The organism is Pseudocitrobacter vendiensis, from assembly GCF_943590815.1.
GTDB lineage: Bacteria > Pseudomonadota > Gammaproteobacteria > Enterobacterales > Enterobacteriaceae > Pseudocitrobacter > Pseudocitrobacter vendiensis.
This window is the reverse complement of sequence record NZ_CALSBS010000010.1, coordinates 88,482-105,446: the sequence shown is the minus strand read 5'-3', so window position 1 is coordinate 105,446 and position 16,965 is coordinate 88,482. Positions and strand designations below refer to the sequence as shown.

General features: G+C 54.2%; 12 protein-coding genes, 2 tRNA genes and 1 other RNA gene. 8 read left to right on the top strand and 7 right to left on the bottom strand.

Going from position 1 to position 16,965, the window contains the following annotated elements; all coding sequences use genetic code 11:
• Positions 1-13: 13 nt before the first annotated feature.
• The gene (locus NMC31_RS12790) at positions 14-1,414 is read left to right on the top strand and encodes a YchO/YchP family invasin (protein ID WP_253898143.1); all 1,401 of its coding nucleotides are present in this window, start codon (positions 14-16) and stop codon (positions 1,412-1,414) included.
• Here the strand turns inward: NMC31_RS12790 and narL are convergent.
• Together narL and narX are read right to left on the bottom strand one after the other, a co-directional pair.
• Positions 1,411-2,061 carry a two-component system response regulator NarL gene (gene narL, locus NMC31_RS12785; RefSeq protein ID WP_108477100.1) on the bottom strand — a complete coding sequence of 217 codons (651 nt, stop codon included), beginning with the start codon at positions 2,059-2,061 and terminating at the stop codon, positions 1,411-1,413. The two genes, NMC31_RS12790 and narL, sit on opposite strands and share 4 nt — an antisense overlap.
• On the bottom strand, positions 2,054-3,850 hold the full coding sequence (narX, locus tag NMC31_RS12780) for a nitrate/nitrite two-component system sensor histidine kinase NarX (protein ID WP_253898142.1): 1,797 nt from the start codon (positions 3,848-3,850) through the stop codon (positions 2,054-2,056). The genes narL and narX overlap by 8 nt, the downstream gene beginning before the upstream one ends.
• Before the next feature lie 45 nt (positions 3,851-3,895).
• Between narX and NMC31_RS12775 the strand changes: the two genes are divergently transcribed.
• The 5 genes from NMC31_RS12775 (at position 3,896) to narI (ending at position 12,249) form a co-directional block, all read left to right on the top strand.
• Entirely contained in the window at positions 3,896-5,245 is a 1,350-nt protein-coding gene (locus tag NMC31_RS12775) for a NarK family nitrate/nitrite MFS transporter (protein ID WP_253898176.1), read from the top strand.
• Positions 5,246-5,586: 341 nt separating this feature from the next.
• Positions 5,587-9,330, top strand: a complete 3,744-nt coding sequence (locus tag NMC31_RS12770; protein WP_253898141.1) for a nitrate reductase subunit alpha — start codon at positions 5,587-5,589, stop codon at positions 9,328-9,330.
• Positions 9,327-10,865, top strand: a complete 1,539-nt coding sequence (gene narH / locus NMC31_RS12765) for a nitrate reductase subunit beta (protein ID WP_253898140.1) — start codon at positions 9,327-9,329, stop codon at positions 10,863-10,865. Before NMC31_RS12770 ends, narH begins: the two co-directional genes overlap by 4 nt.
• Positions 10,862-11,572: a nitrate reductase molybdenum cofactor assembly chaperone gene (gene narJ, locus NMC31_RS12760; RefSeq protein WP_253898139.1), complete on the top strand. Its 711-nt coding sequence runs from the start codon at positions 10,862-10,864 to the stop codon at positions 11,570-11,572. Before narH ends, narJ begins: the two co-directional genes overlap by 4 nt.
• Positions 11,572-12,249 carry a respiratory nitrate reductase subunit gamma gene (narI, locus tag NMC31_RS12755; protein WP_108477093.1) on the top strand — a complete coding sequence of 226 codons (678 nt, stop codon included), beginning with the start codon at positions 11,572-11,574 and terminating at the stop codon, positions 12,247-12,249. The genes narJ and narI overlap by 1 nt, the downstream gene beginning before the upstream one ends.
• A gap of 386 nt (positions 12,250-12,635) precedes the next feature.
• Here the strand turns inward: narI and NMC31_RS12750 are convergent.
• The 5 genes from NMC31_RS12750 to NMC31_RS12730 form a co-directional block, all read right to left on the bottom strand.
• Positions 12,636-12,766: non-coding RNA, RtT sRNA (locus tag NMC31_RS12750), on the bottom strand.
• Between the two features lie 154 nt (positions 12,767-12,920).
• Positions 12,921-13,005: transfer RNA gene (locus tag NMC31_RS12745), tRNA-Tyr, on the bottom strand.
• A gap of 138 nt (positions 13,006-13,143) precedes the next feature.
• Positions 13,144-13,228, bottom strand: a tRNA-Tyr gene (locus NMC31_RS12740).
• Positions 13,229-13,387: 159 nt separating this feature from the next.
• Positions 13,388-14,230: a formyltetrahydrofolate deformylase gene (purU, locus tag NMC31_RS12735; RefSeq protein ID WP_149462714.1), complete on the bottom strand. Its 843-nt coding sequence runs from the start codon at positions 14,228-14,230 to the stop codon at positions 13,388-13,390.
• 48 nt (positions 14,231-14,278) lie between these two features.
• Positions 14,279-14,737, bottom strand: coding sequence for a YchJ family protein (locus NMC31_RS12730; protein ID WP_149462713.1), 459 nt, complete (start codon positions 14,735-14,737; stop codon positions 14,279-14,281).
• 111 nt (positions 14,738-14,848) lie between these two features.
• Between NMC31_RS12730 and rssA the strand changes: the two genes are divergently transcribed.
• Both rssA and rssB read left to right on the top strand, forming a co-directional pair.
• The gene (gene rssA / locus NMC31_RS12725; RefSeq protein ID WP_253898138.1) at positions 14,849-15,760 is read left to right on the top strand and encodes a patatin-like phospholipase RssA; all 912 of its coding nucleotides are present in this window, start codon (positions 14,849-14,851) and stop codon (positions 15,758-15,760) included.
• A 90-nt stretch (positions 15,761-15,850) separates the two neighbouring features.
• Positions 15,851-16,864, top strand: a complete 1,014-nt coding sequence (gene rssB, locus NMC31_RS12720; RefSeq protein WP_253898137.1) for a two-component system response regulator RssB — start codon at positions 15,851-15,853, stop codon at positions 16,862-16,864.
• The last annotated feature ends 101 nt before the right edge of the window (positions 16,865-16,965 follow it).

Sequence of the window (16,965 nt, the reverse complement as noted above, 5' to 3'; positions counted from 1 at the left end):
ATAAACTAAAAAAATGCTTTTAGTCTCACGTTTTCGTTCTCCATTCTGGTTGTTATTGCTGCTGGCGAGTGCCAGCGGCGCTGCACGTTCATCTTTTATCCAGCAGGCTGAAAACCCTTTCAATAATAATCAGGATAACCTTCCCGATCTCGGGATGGCGAAAGAGAGTAACGAGGGCGAAAAGCACCTTGCCGAAATGGCGAAAGCCTTTGGTGAAGCCAGTATGGTGGACAACGGGCTGGATACCGGCGAGCAGGCGCGAATGTTTGCGCTGTCTAAAATCCGCGATCAGGTGAGCGGTGAGGTGAATCAGGCGCTGGAAAACTGGCTGTCGCCGTGGGGCAATACCAGCGTAGCGCTTCAGGTCGATGATGACGGCGGGTTTACCGGTAGCCACGGCAGCTGGTTTGTGCCGTTGCAGGATCAATGGGATTACCTCACCTGGAGCCAGCTTGGTGTGGCGCAACAGGATGAAGGACTGATCGGCAATGTGGGCCTGGGTCAGCGCTGGGTGGCCGGTAAATGGTTGCTGGGGTACAACACCTTTTATGACAACTTGCTGGATGAAAATCTCGATCGCGGCGGATTAGGCGCGGAAGCCTGGGGCGAGTATCTGCGTTTCTCCGCGAACTACTACCAACCGCTGCGTACATGGTCCAACACAGAAGAGACGCTGCAGCAGCGCATGGCGCGCGGCTACGATGTCACCGCGCAGGCGTGGATCCCCTCTTATCATCACATCAACACCAGCCTGAGTCTGGAGCAGTATTTTGGCGATAATGTCGATCTGTTCCACAGCGGTACGGGGTATCACAACCCGGTCGCTGTTTCACTTGGGCTCAACTATACGCCGGTGCCGCTGGTCACTTTCAGCGCCCAGCATAAGCAGGGCGAAAGCGGCGTCAGACAGAATAATCTGGGGATGAAACTCAACTACCGTTTTGGTGTGCCGTTGAAGAAACAGCTTCAGGCGGACGAAGTCGCGATGACGCGCTCGCTGCGCGGTAGCCGCTATGACAGCCCGGAACGTAATGCGTTACCGGTGATGGAGTCGCGTCAACGCAAAGATTTAACTGTGTACCTGGCGACACCGCCGTGGGATCTCAGCGGTGGCGAAACGGTGCAACTTAAGCTGCAAATCCGCAGTCTGCACGGGATTAAATCACTGAGCTGGGAGGGCGATACCCAGGCGCTGAGTCTCACGCCGCCAGCCTCACGCGATAGCGCGGATGGCTGGAGCATTATCATTCCCGCGTGGGATTACAGTGAGGGCGCCAGCAACCGCTGGCATTTGAAAGTGGTGGTTGAGGATAAACACGGTCAGCGTGTGTCGTCGAATGAGATTACTTTGTCACTGACCGAGCCGCTTGTCAGCTTCCCTGAAGAGGGGAACAGCTGGCAAGCAAATCCTTAGAAAATACGTTCCTGATGCACCCAGACGGCCGCTTCGACGCGTGATTTCAGCTTCATTTTCTTCAGCATATGCTTCACGTGAACCTTTACCGTGCTTTCGGTAATGTCGAGGCGACGGGCGATCATTTTATTGGGCAGACCCTGCGCAATCAGTTTCAGGATATCGCGCTCGCGTGGGGTAAGCTGATTGATGTCGCGGTCTGACGTGGCACGGTTAGCACGAAGGCTGGCAGCCAGCACTGGCGTTAAGGCTTCGCTTAATACCATCTCACCGGCTGCGGCCTGTTGCAGCGCTTTCAGCAAGTCTTCCGGTTCCATATCTTTTAGCAGATAACCATCTGCGCCGCGCTTCAGGGCGGTGACCACATCTTCTTCATGGTTTGAGACACTGAATACCACCACGCGGCCAGAAAGGCTTTTCTCGCGCAGTTTGTCGAGTGTTTCCAGACCATTCATGCCGGGCATGTTGAGATCGAGCAGGATCAGATCGGGATCGAGCGCTTCAGCCAGTTCAATGCCTTGCTCGCCATTGCTGGCTTCGCCAACGACCTGAATATCCGGCGCCATACTGATGAGCTGTTTTACGCCAGTACGGAGCATCGGATGATCGTCAATTAACAGGATAGTTGCCCGTTCCTGATTACTCATGGATATCTCCTTCTTGAGTTGAGAGGGGTTTTTCAGGGATAAACGTGACCACCACTTCAGTGCCGCCGCTTTCGCGACGTCGTACCTGGCAGTCGCCGCGCAGGCTCTGCGCGCGGTCACGCATAATAATGAGTCCATAATGGTTGCTGCGCTCGGCGTGAACCGGTACGCCGCAGCCGTTGTCCGCCACCACCAGTTTGACCTGATTATCCTGCTGCGTGACGGTCACTTTAACGTCACTGGCCTGCGAATGCTTAAGGGAATTACTCAACGCTTCGCGGGCGATTTGTAAGACGTGGATCGCCTGGTGAGACGGTACATAGCGCGGTGGCAGCTGATAATCGAGCTGCACCGGGAAACCAAAGTGCGCGCTGTATTCCTGACAGCTGGCTTCCAGCGCCGGGCGTAAACCTGGCTCGGTGAGCTTTAGTCGGAATGTGGTGAGCAGTTCACGTAATTGCGCCCACGATGTGTTCAGTTCGTTGCGGATTTGCCCCAGCAGCTCGCGGCTCTCTGGCGTCAAATCTGCGCCCTGCATTTGCAGGCAGCTCACCTGCATTTTCATACAGGAGAGCGATTGGGCGATGGAGTCATGCAGTTCGCGGGCGATGGTGGCGCGCTCTTCCATGACGATAAGCTGTTGCTGGCGCTCCTGGTGTCGGTCGAGCGCCAGCGTTGCGGTCAGCTGTTCCAGCAGTGTGTCGACCAGTTGTTGTTGATCGTGACTGAGCTGGCGGCCATGCGGCAGCGTCGCCAGTAAAATACCGTATTGATTATGGCTATCGGTTAAGCGCCATTTCAGCGTGCTGCCGCCGTCCGGCGTCAGGAGATCGTCACGCGGACACAGATAGCAGCCTTTATCATCGCAGGCCATACCGGAATGGCAGCTGAATTCCTGATGATTCTCTTCATCTTCAATATCATATACCCGTACTTCGATTTCGCGCAGCGGCGTCAGGCCCTGCAAACCATTCAACACGGGAGAAATGCGTTCACACAGTGGGGCATTGGCGTGCAGGCGGCGATTGGCCTGCCACAGGAACGCGAGAATGGCATTTTTCTGTTCCAGCCCGGCGGTTTTTTCCTGGACCCGGCGTTCGAGCGAAGCGTAACTTTCCGCCAGCTCTTCCGACATATTGTTCAGCGCCATGCCGAGGGTCGCCATTTCATTGCGGCCGCTGATTTGCGCGCGCTGGGTAAAATCGCGATGACTTACCGCGCGCGCCATGCTCAGCAGTTGCTGCCACGGACGCAGCAGGCGGGCGCGCAGCCAGATAACGGTAAACAGCAGCAACAGCGCCATGATCGCCGCCATCGCACGGTGAACCCAAACCACGTGGTGAATACGTTTTTCAGTGGTGTGGTCAAACGCCGTCACCAGTTGGTCGATACGGCCAACAAAATTCGCCACTTCTCCCGCCACGACATCCTGGCTTTGCGCCTGGCGAATCCCCGGGGCGAGGCTGGATTGCCAGTATTGCTGCAGCGCGATCAATTGCTCCTGTTGACCATCGCGGCGGGCGGCTTCTATCAGTTCCGGGCTGAATACGGTGGTGCGCATCTCATCAAATAGCGCGTTGTCATTCTCATTAATGGGAATCGCAGCAAGCAGGCGATAGCTCTGCATACGCAGCGAGCCGGCTTTATTAATGGCGTGCGCGCTGCCCTGGACGCCGTCAACCAGGCGACCAGAGGTGATCATGCCCGCTACGCCAATGGCGGTAGAAAGCAGGACAATGAGTGCCAGTTGATTAACCAGCGTCAGTGGTGTAAACAGACGTTTAAACATATACAGCAGGATCCCTGACGGGGTGGCTCCCCAAGCGGCGCTGTTATTACTGAATGGCGCCCGGAAGATCCCGAATTTTGGCAGTCGCGCGGTCACCGTGTCGCCAGCCGAAATTTATGGATTTCCGTCCCGTGCTTGCTGTTGGCGTTCTGTGTGTGGATGTTGTTTAGTGCCGTGGCGGTGAATCTACCGAAAGTCGGCTTCCAGTTTACTACCGATCAATTGTTTATGCTGACGGCGCTACCCTCGGTGTCGGGCGCGCTGCTGCGTGTGCCTTACTCCTTTATGGTGCCGCTGGTGGGCGGTCGCCGCTGGACGGCGTTCAGTACCGGGATCCTGATAATCCCTTGCGTGTGGTTAGGTTTTGCGGTGCAGGATACTTCTACGCCATTTAGTACCTTTATCATTATCTCTTTGTTGTGTGGTTTTGCCGGCGCGAACTTCGCTTCCAGCATGGCGAACATCAGCTTCTTCTTCCCGAAAGAGAAACAGGGCGGGGCGCTGGGTATTAACGGCGGCCTGGGTAATATGGGCGTGAGCGTCATGCAGTTGGTTGCACCGCTGGCGATCTCCCTTTCTATCTTTGCGGCGTTTGGCAGCCAGGGCGTTGAACAGCCGGATGGCACTCAGCTTTATCTGGCGAATGCGGCGTGGATTTGGGTGCCGTTCCTGGCAATCTTCACCCTCGCGGCCTGGTTTGGCATGAACGAGCTGGCGGCGTCGAAAGCGTCTTTGCGCGAGCAGTTACCGGTTCTGAAACGCGGCCACCTGTGGATCATGAGCCTGCTGTATCTGGCAACCTTCGGCTCGTTTATCGGTTTCTCTGCCGGTTTCGCGATGCTGTCGAAAACCCAGTTCCCGGAAGTGCAGATCCTGCATTACGCCTTCTTCGGTCCGTTTATCGGCGCGCTGGCACGTTCTGCGGGCGGGGCGATTTCCGACCGTCTGGGCGGGACGCGCGTGACGCTGGTTAACTTTATCCTGATGGCGGTCTTCAGTGCGCTGCTGTTTATGACCCTACCTGCTGATGGTGTGGGCGGTAACTTCACCGCGTTCTTCGCCGTCTTCCTCGTGCTGTTCCTGACGGCCGGGCTGGGTAGCGGTTCCACCTTCCAGATGATCTCCGTTATCTTCCGTAAGCTGACGATGGAGCGCGTTAAAGCGGAAGGCGGTTCTGAAGAGAAAGCGATGCGTGAAGCCGCAACCGATACGGCGGCTGCACTGGGCTTTATTTCAGCGATTGGCGCAATCGGCGGCTTCTTTATTCCAAAAGCCTTCGGTACGTCTCTGGAATTAACCGGTTCCCCTGCTGGGGCGATGAAAGTCTTCCTCGTGTTCTATATTGCCTGCGTATTTATTACGTGGGTGGTATACGGGCGTAAAACTAAAAAATAAGTATGACTTTTTGATTATCAGGCGCGAGGAATCGCGCCTTTTTTTTGACCAGATAAAAGGCGGTATGCCGACGGATAAAAATCATCTACCCCTTAATACCATTAACATCTCTACATGGGATGTTAAATCGCAAAATACCCATAAAAATACTTATATAACAGTAAGTTAAAAAACAAAAAATACTACCACCAAGGTGGTACATGTAAAATTTCGTGTGATTATTAAGCCGATTCATCTTGATCCCTATCAATTCCCTTCCTCTTTCAGAGCGTTAATTTCGCTGCAAATTCAGCAATGTCGATTTATCAGAGAGCCGACAGGCTCCAAACAGGAGAGACCCGATGAGTAAATTCCTGGACCGGTTTCGCTACTTCAAACAGAAGGGTGAAACTTTTGCCGATGGGCACGGACAGATTCTGAATACCAACCGGGATTGGGAAGATGGATACCGCCAACGCTGGCAGCATGACAAAGTTGTACGTTCTACCCATGGGGTGAACTGTACGGGTTCATGCAGTTGGAAAATCTACGTAAAAAATGGCCTGGTGACCTGGGAAACCCAACAAACCGATTACCCGCGCACTCGCCCGGATTTGCCTAACCACGAGCCACGCGGCTGCCCTCGCGGCGCCAGCTACTCCTGGTACCTCTACAGCGCCAACCGCCTGAAATATCCGTTGATGCGTAAACGCCTGATGAAAATGTGGCGTGAAGCAAAAGTGCAGCACAGCGATCCGGTTGATGCATGGGCGTCCATCATCGAAGATTCTGATAAAGCCAAAAGCTTCAAACAGGCGCGTGGTCGCGGCGGTTTCGTGCGCTCCTCCTGGCAGGAAGTGAATGAGCTGATTGCGGCGTCTAACGTCTATACCGTCAAAACCTACGGCCCTGACCGTGTAGCAGGCTTCTCGCCGATCCCGGCGATGTCGATGGTTTCTTACGCCTCTGGCGCGCGTTATCTGTCGCTGATTGGCGGTACCTGCCTGAGCTTCTACGACTGGTACTGTGACTTACCGCCAGCGTCTCCGCAGACCTGGGGTGAGCAGACGGACGTACCGGAATCGGCCGACTGGTATAACTCTAACTACATCATCGCCTGGGGCTCTAACGTGCCGCAGACGCGTACCCCGGACGCTCACTTCTTCACTGAAGTGCGTTACAAAGGGACCAAAACCGTTGCCATTACCCCGGACTACGCTGAAATCGCCAAACTGTGCGATCTGTGGCTGGCACCGAAGCAGGGTACCGATGCCGCAATGGCGCTGGCGATGGGTCACGTGATGCTGCGTGAATTCCACCTCGACAAACCGAGCCAGTACTTCACCGACTACGTTCGTCGCTATACCGACATGCCAATGCTGGTGATGCTGGAAGAGCGTGACGGTTACTACGCGGCGGGCCGCATGCTGCGTGCCGCCGATCTGGTTGATGCGCTGGGTCAGGAAAAGAATCCGGAATGGAAAACCGTCGCCTATGATGAACAGGGTGACATGACCGCGCCGAACGGCTCTATCGGTTTCCGCTGGGGCGATAAAGGTAAATGGAACCTCGAACAGCGTGACGGTAAAACCGGTGAAGACGTTCAACTGCGTCTGAGCCTGCTGGGCAGCCACGATGACATCGCACAGGTTGGTTTCCCGTACTTTGGCGGCGAAGGCACCGAGCACTTCCAGAATGTTGAGCTGGAAAATATCCTGCTGCACAAACTGCCGGTCAAACGCGTTCAACTGGCCGATGGCAGCACCGCGCTGGTAACCACCGTTTATGACCTGACGCTGGCGAACTATGGCCTGGAACGCGGTCTGAACGATGAAAACTGCGCCACCAGCTACGACGACATGAAGGCTTACACCCCGGCCTGGGCGGAGAAAGTGACGGGCGTTTCTCGTGCACACATCATCCGCGTCGCGCGTGAGTTTGCAGATAACGCCGATAAGACCCATGGCCGTTCGATGATCATCGTCGGTGCTGGTCTGAACCACTGGTATCACCTGGACATGAACTACCGTGGCCTGATCAACATGCTGATCTTCTGCGGTTGCGTGGGTCAGAGCGGCGGCGGCTGGGCACACTATGTGGACCAGGAAAAACTGCGTCCGCAAACCGGCTGGCAGCCGCTGGCGTTTGCCCTTGACTGGCAGCGCCCGGCGCGTCACATGAACAGCACCTCGTACTTCTATAACCACTCCAGCCAGTGGCGTTACGAAACTGTTACGGCGGAAGAGTTGTTGTCTCCGCTGGCGGATAAATCTCGCTATACCGGCCATATGATTGACTTCAACGTGCGCGCCGAACGTATGGGCTGGCTGCCGTCTGCACCGCAGTTAGGCACTAACCCACTGCGTATTGCCGAAGAAGCGGAAAAAGCGGGCATGAATCCGGTGGATTACACCGTGAAATCCCTGAAAGAGGGCTCTATTCGCTTTGCGGCAGAACAGCCGGAAAACGGTAAAAACCATCCGCGTAACATGTTCATCTGGCGTTCTAACCTGCTGGGCTCTTCCGGTAAAGGCCATGAGTTCATGCTGAAATATCTGCTGGGTACCGAGCACGGTATTCAGGGGAAAGATCTCGGCAAACAGGGCGGCGTGAAACCGGAAGAAGTGGAATGGCAGGACAACGGCCTCGACGGCAAACTGGATCTGGTGGTAACGCTGGACTTCCGTCTGTCGAGCACCTGTCTCTACTCTGACATCGTGCTGCCAACCGCGACCTGGTATGAAAAAGACGACATGAATACCTCGGATATGCATCCGTTTATTCATCCGCTGTCTGCCGCGGTTGACCCGGCCTGGGAGTCCAAAAGCGACTGGGAAATCTACAAAGGTATCGCGAAGAAATTCTCGGAAGTGTGCGTGGGGCATTTAGGCAAAGAAACCGACGTGGTGACGCTGCCAATCCAGCACGACTCCGCTGCCGAACTGGCGCAGCCGCTGGATGTAAAAGACTGGAAAAAAGGCGAGTGTGACCTGATCCCAGGGAAAACCGCGCCGCATATTCTGACCGTTGAGCGTGACTACCCGGCAACTTACGAGCGCTTCACCTCTATCGGCCCGCTGATGGAGAAAATCGGTAACGGCGGTAAAGGCATTGCCTGGAATACCCAGAGCGAGATGGATCTGCTGCGTAAGCTCAACTACACCAAATCGGACGGCCCGGCGAAAGGTCAGCCGATGCTGAATACGGCGATTGATGCGGCAGAGATGATCCTGACGCTGGCGCCGGAAACCAACGGCCAGGTTGCCGTGAAGGCATGGGCCGCACTGGGTGAGTTTACCGGTCGTGACCATAAACATCTGGCGCTGAATAAAGAAGACGAGAAGATTCGCTTCCGCGATATTCAGGCGCAACCGCGCAAAATCATCTCCAGCCCGACCTGGTCAGGCCTTGAAGATGAGCACGTTTCTTATAACGCCGGTTACACCAACGTTCACGAGCTGATCCCGTGGCGTACGCTCTCTGGCCGTCAGCAGCTGTATCAGGATCACCAGTGGATGCGTGATTTCGGGGAAAGCCTGCTGGTTTACCGCCCGCCGATCGATACCCGTTCGGTAAAAGAAGTGATGGGCCAGAAATCTAACGGTAACCCGGAAAAAGCGCTCAACTTCCTGACGCCGCACCAGAAGTGGGGGATCCACTCCACCTACAGTGACAACCTGCTGATGCTGACTTTGGGTCGCGGTGGCCCGGTGGTATGGATGAGCGAAGTTGATGCTAAATCGCTGGGGATTGCCGATAACGACTGGATTGAAGTCTTCAATAGCAACGGCGCGTTAACTGCCCGTGCGGTTGTCAGCCAGCGTGTGCCGGAAGGGATGACCATGATGTACCACGCGCAGGAACGTATCGTGAACCTGCCGGGTTCAGAAATCACCAGCCAGCGCGGCGGTATTCATAACTCGGTAACGCGTATTACGCCGAAACCGACGCACATGATTGGCGGCTATGCGCAGTTGGCCTACGGCTTTAACTACTACGGCACTGTCGGCTCTAACCGCGATGAGTTTGTTGTGGTACGTAAGATGAAGAACATTGACTGGTTGGATGGCGAAGGCAATGACCAGGTACAGGAGAGCGTAAAATGAAAATTCGTTCACAAGTCGGCATGGTGCTGAATCTGGATAAGTGCATCGGTTGCCACACCTGTTCAGTCACCTGTAAAAACGTCTGGACCAGCCGTGAAGGCGTGGAGTACGCGTGGTTTAACAACGTGGAAACTAAGCCGGGCCAGGGCTTCCCGACCGACTGGGAAAACCAGGAAAAATATAAAGGCGGCTGGATCCGCAAAATCAACGGCAAAATCCAGCCGCGCATGGGTAACCGTGCATTGCTGCTGGGTAAAATTTTTGCTAACCCGCATCTGCCGGGGCTTGATGATTATTACGAGCCGTTTGATTTTGATTACCAGAATCTGCATACCGCGCCAGAAGGCACAAAAGTGCAGCCTATTGCTCGCCCGCGCTCGCTGATCACCGGTCAGCGTATGGCGAAAATCGAAAAAGGCCCGAACTGGGAAGATGACCTGGGCGGCGAGTTTGAGAAGCTGTCGAAAGACAAAAACTTCGAAAACATGCAGAAAGCGATGTACGGCCAGTTCGAAAACACCTTCATGATGTACCTGCCGCGTTTGTGCGAGCACTGCCTTAACCCGGCCTGTGCGGCGACCTGCCCGAGCGGTGCTATCTACAAGCGTGAAGAAGACGGCATCGTGCTGATCGACCAGGACAAATGCCGTGGCTGGCGTATGTGTATCACCGGCTGCCCGTACAAAAAAATCTACTTCAACTGGAAGAGCGGCAAGTCTGAGAAGTGCATCTTCTGCTACCCGCGTATCGAAGCCGGTCAGCCGACCGTGTGCTCCGAAACCTGCGTGGGGCGTATCCGCTATCTGGGCGTGCTGCTGTATGACGCGGATGCGATTGAACAGGCGGCAAGTACGGGAAGCGAAAAAGATCTCTATCAGCGTCAACTGGAGGTGTTCCTCGATCCGAACGATCCGAAAGTGATTGAGCAGGCGCTGAAAGATGGCATTCCGCAGGGTGTGATCGAAGCGGCACAGCAGTCACCGGTTTACAAAATGGCCGTTGACTGGAAGCTGGCGCTGCCGCTGCACCCGGAATATCGCACGCTGCCAATGGTGTGGTACGTGCCGCCACTGTCACCGATTCAGTCGGCTGCCGATGCGGGCGAGCTGGGCAGCAACGGTATCCTGCCGGATGTCGAAAGTCTGCGTATTCCGGTTCAGTATCTGGCGAACCTGTTGACTGCTGGCGATACCCAGCCAGTACTGCTGGCACTGAAACGTATGCTGGCGATGCGCCACTTCAAACGTGCGGAAAACGTCGATGGCGTAGTAGATACCCGCGCGCTGGAAGAAGTTGGCCTGACCGAAGCGCAGGCGCAGGAGATGTATCGCTACCTGGCTATCGCGAATTACGAAGATCGTTTCGTGGTGCCGAGCAGCCACCGTGAGCAGGCGCGTGAAGCCTTCCCGGAAAAAAGCGGTTGCGGTTTCAGCTTCGGCGACGGTTGCCACGGTTCAGACAGCAAATTCAACCTGTTCAACAGCCGCCGCATTGATGCTATCGATGTGAGCAGCAAAACGGAGCCGCACGCATGATTGAGCTACTCGTCATTTCGCGTCTGCTCGAATACCCGGATGCTGCCCTGTGGCAGCATCAGGACGAGGTTTTCGAGGCTCTCGCGTCTTCAGCAAAACTCGATAAAGAGGATGCCCAGAAACTGGGCGTTTTCCTGCGCGATTTGACCGCGCAGGATCTTCTCGATGTCCAGGCGAACTACAGCGAGCTCTTTGACCGTGGTCGCGCCACTTCGCTGCTGCTGTTCGAACACGTTCACGGGGAATCCCGCGATCGCGGTCAGGCGATGGTTGACCTGATGAACCAGTATGAGCAGCACGGTTTGCAGCTGGACAGCCGCGAGCTGCCGGATCATCTGCCACTGTATCTGGAATATCTTGCTCAGTTGCCGGAAAGTGAAGCCATTGGTGGATTGCAGGATATTGCGCCGATTCTGGCGCTGTTAAGCGCGCGTCTGACGCAACGAGAAAGCCATTATGCGGTGCTGTTTGATACGTTGCTGAAAATGGCGCACAGCGAAGTGGACAGCGACAAAGTCGCCGAAAAAATCGCTGATGAAGCGCGCGATGATACCCCGCAGGCGCTGGATGCTGTCTGGGAAGAAGAGCAGGTGAAATTCTTCGCCGACCAGGGCTGCGGCGAGTCTGAAATAGCGGCTCACCAACGCCGGTTTGCGGGGGCTGTCGCGCCACAATATCTGAATATCTCTAACGGAGGAGAGCGATAATGCACTTCCTGAATATGTTTCTCTTCGATATCTATCCATACATTGCGGGTTCGGTATTTCTGATTGGTAGCTGGCTGCGTTATGACTATGGCCAGTACACCTGGCGAGCGGCATCCAGCCAGATGCTGGATCGCAAAGGAATGAACGTGGCGTCGAACCTGTTCCACCTCGGCATTTTGGGGATCTTCGCGGGTCACTTCCTCGGAATGCTGACACCGCACTGGATGTATGAAGCATGGCTGCCGATTGAAGTGAAACAGAAAATGGCGATGTTTGCTGGTGGCGCAAGCGGCGTGCTGTGTCTGATTGGCGGCGTATTGCTGCTGAAACGCCGTCTGTTTAGCCCGCGCGTGCGTGCAACCTCTACCGGTGCGGATATTCTGATTCTGACACTGCTGGTGGTGCAGTGTGCGCTGGGTCTGCTGACCATTCCGTTCTCTGCGCAACATATGGACGGTAGCGAGATGATGAAACTGGTCGGCTGGGCGCAATCGGTGGTGACCTTCCACGGCGGTGCGTCTGCGCATCTGGATGGCGTGGCACTAATCTACCGCGTTCACCTGGTGCTTGGCATGACGCTGTTCCTGCTGTTCCCGTTCTCGCGTCTGGTACACATCTGGAGCGTGCCGGTAGAATATCTGACGCGTAAGTATCAGATTGTGCGTGCGCGTCACTAAGCGCGTTTGCATTGACGACAAACCCTGCTTCGGCGGGGTTTTTTTATGGGTGCGGTGTGAAGTGTCGGATGCGCTTCGCTTATCCGACCTACGGGCGGTGTGTATGTCATGTTAACCACAAACCCGGCATCGGCGGTTTTTATGGGCATGGTGCGGTGTGAATTGTCGGATGGCGCTTCGCTTATCCGACCTACGGGCGGTGTGCATGTCATGTTAATAACAAACCCTGCTTTGGCGGTTGTAATGGGCACGGTGCGGTGTGAATTGTCGGAAGGCGCTTCGCTTATCCGACCTACGGGTAACGTGCATTTGTAGGCCCGGTAAACGCAGTGCCACCGGGCAAAAATCAGCTCGGAGTAACAGGTTTTGAGTATTTAAGAAAGTGATGGTGGTGGGGGAAGGATTACTCAGCGCTACGCGCTTCGCCCTTCGGGTCGTTGCCTGCGGCAACGCTTTCTCGCTACGCTCGAATCGAACCTTGGTCGAAGCTTCTCATCCTTCCCGCATGGGCAGAATATGAAACGATATCGATAAGTTTAAATTAGGCTTTATCAGAAAGTGATGGTGGTGGGGGAAGGATTCGAACCTTGGTCGAAGCTTCTCATCCTTCCCGCATGGGCAGAATATGAAACGATATCGATAAGTTTAAATTAGGCTTTATCAGAAAGTGATGGTGGTGGGGGAAGGATTCGAACCTTCGAAGTCGATGACGGCAGATTTACAGTCTGCTCCCTTTGGCCGCTCGGGAACCCCACCAGGGGTAATTCTAATTTTGAGGTAATGCTTGAGATGGTGGTGGGGGAAGGATTATTCGTCGCTTCGCTCCTCACCCTTCCCCGATGAGTGCAAACATTAACAATCTCACCGAAGTTACCACATCGCTGTGGTGAATAATGGTGGTGGGGGAAGGATTCGAACCTTCGAAGTCGATGACGGCAGATTTACAGTCTGCTCCCTTTGGCCGCTCGGGAACCCCACCACGGGGTATTGCTTGGTACTGGCCTGCTTCCTTGTGGGGAAGCGGGGCGCATCATATCAAATGACGCGCCGCTGTAAAGCTTTCGTTTGAATAAAATGAACCGTTTGCGTACTTTTCATCCGTAACGCGTTAAAGGCAACCAGTTCATTTTGTTAGTGATTAAAGAATAATCGTCCGATTGCCGTACACGAATACGCGCTGGGCCAGCACCTGGTACAATGCGCGGCTTAATACATTCTTCTCGACGTCGCGACCGGCGCGCATCATATCTTCCGCTGTATAGGTGTGATCAACGTGAATCACGTCCTGCATGATGATCGGGCCTTCATCCAGATTATCATTCACGTAATGCGCGGTGGCGCCGATGATCTTCACGCCGCGCTCATAAGCCTGGTGATAAGGACGAGCACCAATAAAGGCCGGCAGGAATGAGTGGTGAATATTGATAATTTTATTCGGGAAACGTGACACAAAGTTTGGTGTCAGGACGCGCATATATTTCGCCAGCACCACGTAGTCCGGCTCGTATGCATCGATGGCATCTGCCATCTGCTGGTCATGTTCATCGCGCGTCAGCCCTTCGTGGCTTACCAGTTGGAACGGAATATCAAAACGTTCAACCAGCGTGCGCAGGGTTTCATGGTTGCCAATCACGGCGGCAATTTCCACATCCAGACCACCGTAATTCGCTTTCATTAGCAGATCACCCAGGCAGTGCGCCTCTTTGGTGACCAGAATAACAATACGGCGGCGACCTGCCGGGTTCAGTTCACGGATAGAACCTTCCGGTAATGCGCTGTCTAAATCTGCCAACAGCGTAACATCGTTAAATATGCCTTCCAGTTCGGTACGCATAAAAAAGCGTCCGGTACGGTGATCAACGAATTCATTGTTCTGCACGATATTCAGTTCATGCTTGTAACAAATATTGGTAATTCGTGCGATCAGGCCTTTTTGATCGGGGCAGATTGTGCGGAGAACTTTTCGTTGTAATGAGTGCATTGCCGGGTAAATCCTGTTGATGATGTTTGCGAAACTGAGCGGGGCGAATTACTGCCCGCAGCATTTTTTAAATTTTTTCCCTGAACCACAAGGGCAGGGGTCATTGCGGCCAAATACGGGGCGTGTGCCATCAATATAGTACCATTGACCGTTTTCTTTTAAGAATCTTGAACGCTCAATGATAGCGCCATTCTTGTTATGGTCGTGAAAACGCGCCACGAAGCTCACAAACCCTTCGTCGCCATGCGCGCCGTCTTCGGTCGCGAAGACGGTAAGCCCAAGCCATTGCGTTGTGGTAAAGCCGTTTTCAATATCCTGGCGATAATCGCCAGCCTGACAAGACGGATGCCAGGTTTTGATTAAATAATCTGCGTTTTTCATCACAAAAGCGCTGTAACGAGAGCGCATAAGGTGTGACGGTGTCGGTGCAACCTGTGCACCAGACAGATAACGTTGGCAACATGCGCTATACTCGACAGCGCTGCCACAGGGGCAAAGTTCAGACAAAATCGTCTCCCTGTACAATAATGAATGGCGCGATTGACGCCGGGTGGCACTATGTTAACCGAGCGGTGGCAATGTTGCCACGATGAAGCGAGAGGATGTCCACCGGTACGAATGAGAAAAGTTAAAATTGGTTTGGCTTTGGGATCGGGCGCAGCGCGTGGCTGGTCTCATATTGGTGTCATTAAAGCACTACAGCAAATGGGAATTGAGGTCGATATCGTCGCGGGATGTTCCATCGGCTCGCTGGTGGGCGCCGCCTACGCCAGTAATCGTCTCCCCGCACTCGAAAAGTGGGCCTGCTCCTTTAGCTACTGGGACGTGCTACGCCTGATGGATCTCTCCTGGCGTCGCGGCGGATTGTTGCGCGGCGAGCGTGTGTTCAGTCACTATAGACAGGTGATGCCCAACGATACCATTGAGCGTTGCGAAAAACGCTTTGCCGCCGTTGCGACAAATCTCAGTACCGGAAGAGAGCTGTGGTTTACCAAAGGCGACCTGCATATGGCTGTGCGTGCATCCTGCAGTATTCCTGGTCTGATGTCACCGGTGCTACATAATGGCTACTGGCTGGTGGATGGCGCGGTGGTTAACCCCATTCCCGTTTCGCTGACGCGCGCTCTCGGCGCAGATATCGTGATAGCCGTTGATTTGCAGCATGATGCGCATCTGATGCAGCAAGATTTAATGTCGGTCAATATTCAGCCCGACCCGGAGGAGAGCGATAATCCTGATACGCTCTCCTGGCGTGAGAGACTGCGCGTGCGTTTAGGCCGGGTAGCATCACGCCGCACGTCCGTGACACCCACGGCGATGGAAATCATGTCCACCTCGATTCAGGTGCTGGAAAACCGTCTGAAACGTAACCGTATGGCGGGCGATCCACCGGATATCCTGATTCAACCGTTTTGTCCGCAGATCTCGACACTTGATTTTCACCGAGCCTCTTCTGCAATTGCCGCAGGTCAGTTAGCGGTAGAAAAAAAGACAGATGAGCTCTTACCCTTAGTTCGTGCCTCAATTTGAGACACTTTTAAGACTACTTAAGCAAAATCTGACAGGCGATTGTGTGAATAGCATGCCACTATTTATTTATCGTCAGCCAGGGGAGATATCATGACGCAGCCATTGGCGGGAAAACAGATCTTGATTGTTGAGGACGAACCCGTTTTCCGCTCCCTTCTGGATTCGTGGCTCACATCGCTGGGCGCTGAAACCTCGCTCGCTCAGGACGGCGTGGCGGCGCTTGAAATCCTGGCGACGCTTCAGCCTGATTTGATGATTTGCGATCTTGCCATGCCGCGTATGAATGGCCTCACGCTGGTAGAGCACGTGCGCAACGGCGGGGCAAAATTACCTATTCTCGTCATCTCGGCCACAGAGAATATGGCCGATATCGCCCGGGCATTAAGGCTCGGAGTCCAGGATGTTCTGTTAAAACCAGTAAAGGATCTGAACCGGTTGCGAGAAACCGTTTTTGCCTGCCTCTATCCCAATATGTTTAATTCTCGGGTAGAGGAGGAGGAGCGATTATTTGAAGACTGGGATGCCCTCGTGAACAATCCGTCTGCCGCGGCAAAATTGCTTCAGGAGTTGCAGCCACCTGTTCAGCAGGTTATCTCGCATTGCCGTATTAACTATCGTCAACTGGTGCTCGCCGATAAACCGGGTCTGGTACTGGATATTGCACCGCTCTCCGATAACGATCTCGCGTTTTACTGTCTTGATGTGACGCGGGCAGGAGATAATGGTGTATTGGCGGCGCTGTTATTACGTTCGCTGTTCAATGGCCTGTTGCAGGAACAGCTCGCCCATCAGGGTCAACGACTGCCAGAATTGCGTAGCCTGCTTAAACAAGTGAATCAGCTTTTGCGTCAGGCTAATCTGCCCGGGCAATTTCCTCTGTTGGTGGGTTATTATCATAGTGAGTTAAAAAATCTGATTCTGGTTTCTGCCGGGCTTAATGGCACATTAAATACCGGAGAGCATCATATACAAATAAGTAATGGTGTACCTTTAGGCACGCTGGGCAATGCATACCTCAACCAAATTAGCCAGCGCTGCAGTTCCTGGCAGTGTCAGATTTGGGGAAATGGGGGGCGATTGCGTTTAATGTTGTCTGCAGAATGAGCAAACGCATTTTTCCCGCAGGATAGCTTTAACGGCTTATCTTTCACGGTGGTACTATCAGCAAGTCTGATACGTATAAATCTTAATTCAAGGTCAGCGCG

What these genes read in the sequence shown, in the direction of transcription:
- NMC31_RS12790 (WP_253898143.1), top strand. Translation starts at nt 14, where the DNA reads ATGCTTTTAGTCTCACGTTTTCGTTCTCCATTCTGGTTGTTATTGCTG.
- narL (WP_108477100.1), bottom strand. Translation starts at nt 2,061, where the DNA reads ATGAGTAATCAGGAACGGGCAACTATCCTGTTAATTGACGATCATCCG.
- narX (WP_253898142.1), bottom strand. Translation starts at nt 3,850, where the DNA reads ATGTTTAAACGTCTGTTTACACCACTGACGCTGGTTAATCAACTGGCA.
- NMC31_RS12770 (WP_253898141.1), top strand. Translation starts at nt 5,587, where the DNA reads ATGAGTAAATTCCTGGACCGGTTTCGCTACTTCAAACAGAAGGGTGAA.
- narH (WP_253898140.1), top strand. Translation starts at nt 9,327, where the DNA reads ATGAAAATTCGTTCACAAGTCGGCATGGTGCTGAATCTGGATAAGTGC.
- narJ (WP_253898139.1), top strand. Translation starts at nt 10,862, where the DNA reads ATGATTGAGCTACTCGTCATTTCGCGTCTGCTCGAATACCCGGATGCT.
- narI (WP_108477093.1), top strand. Translation starts at nt 11,572, where the DNA reads ATGCACTTCCTGAATATGTTTCTCTTCGATATCTATCCATACATTGCG.
- purU (WP_149462714.1), bottom strand. Translation starts at nt 14,230, where the DNA reads ATGCACTCATTACAACGAAAAGTTCTCCGCACAATCTGCCCCGATCAA.
- rssA (WP_253898138.1), top strand. Translation starts at nt 14,849, where the DNA reads ATGAGAAAAGTTAAAATTGGTTTGGCTTTGGGATCGGGCGCAGCGCGT.
- rssB (WP_253898137.1), top strand. Translation starts at nt 15,851, where the DNA reads ATGACGCAGCCATTGGCGGGAAAACAGATCTTGATTGTTGAGGACGAA.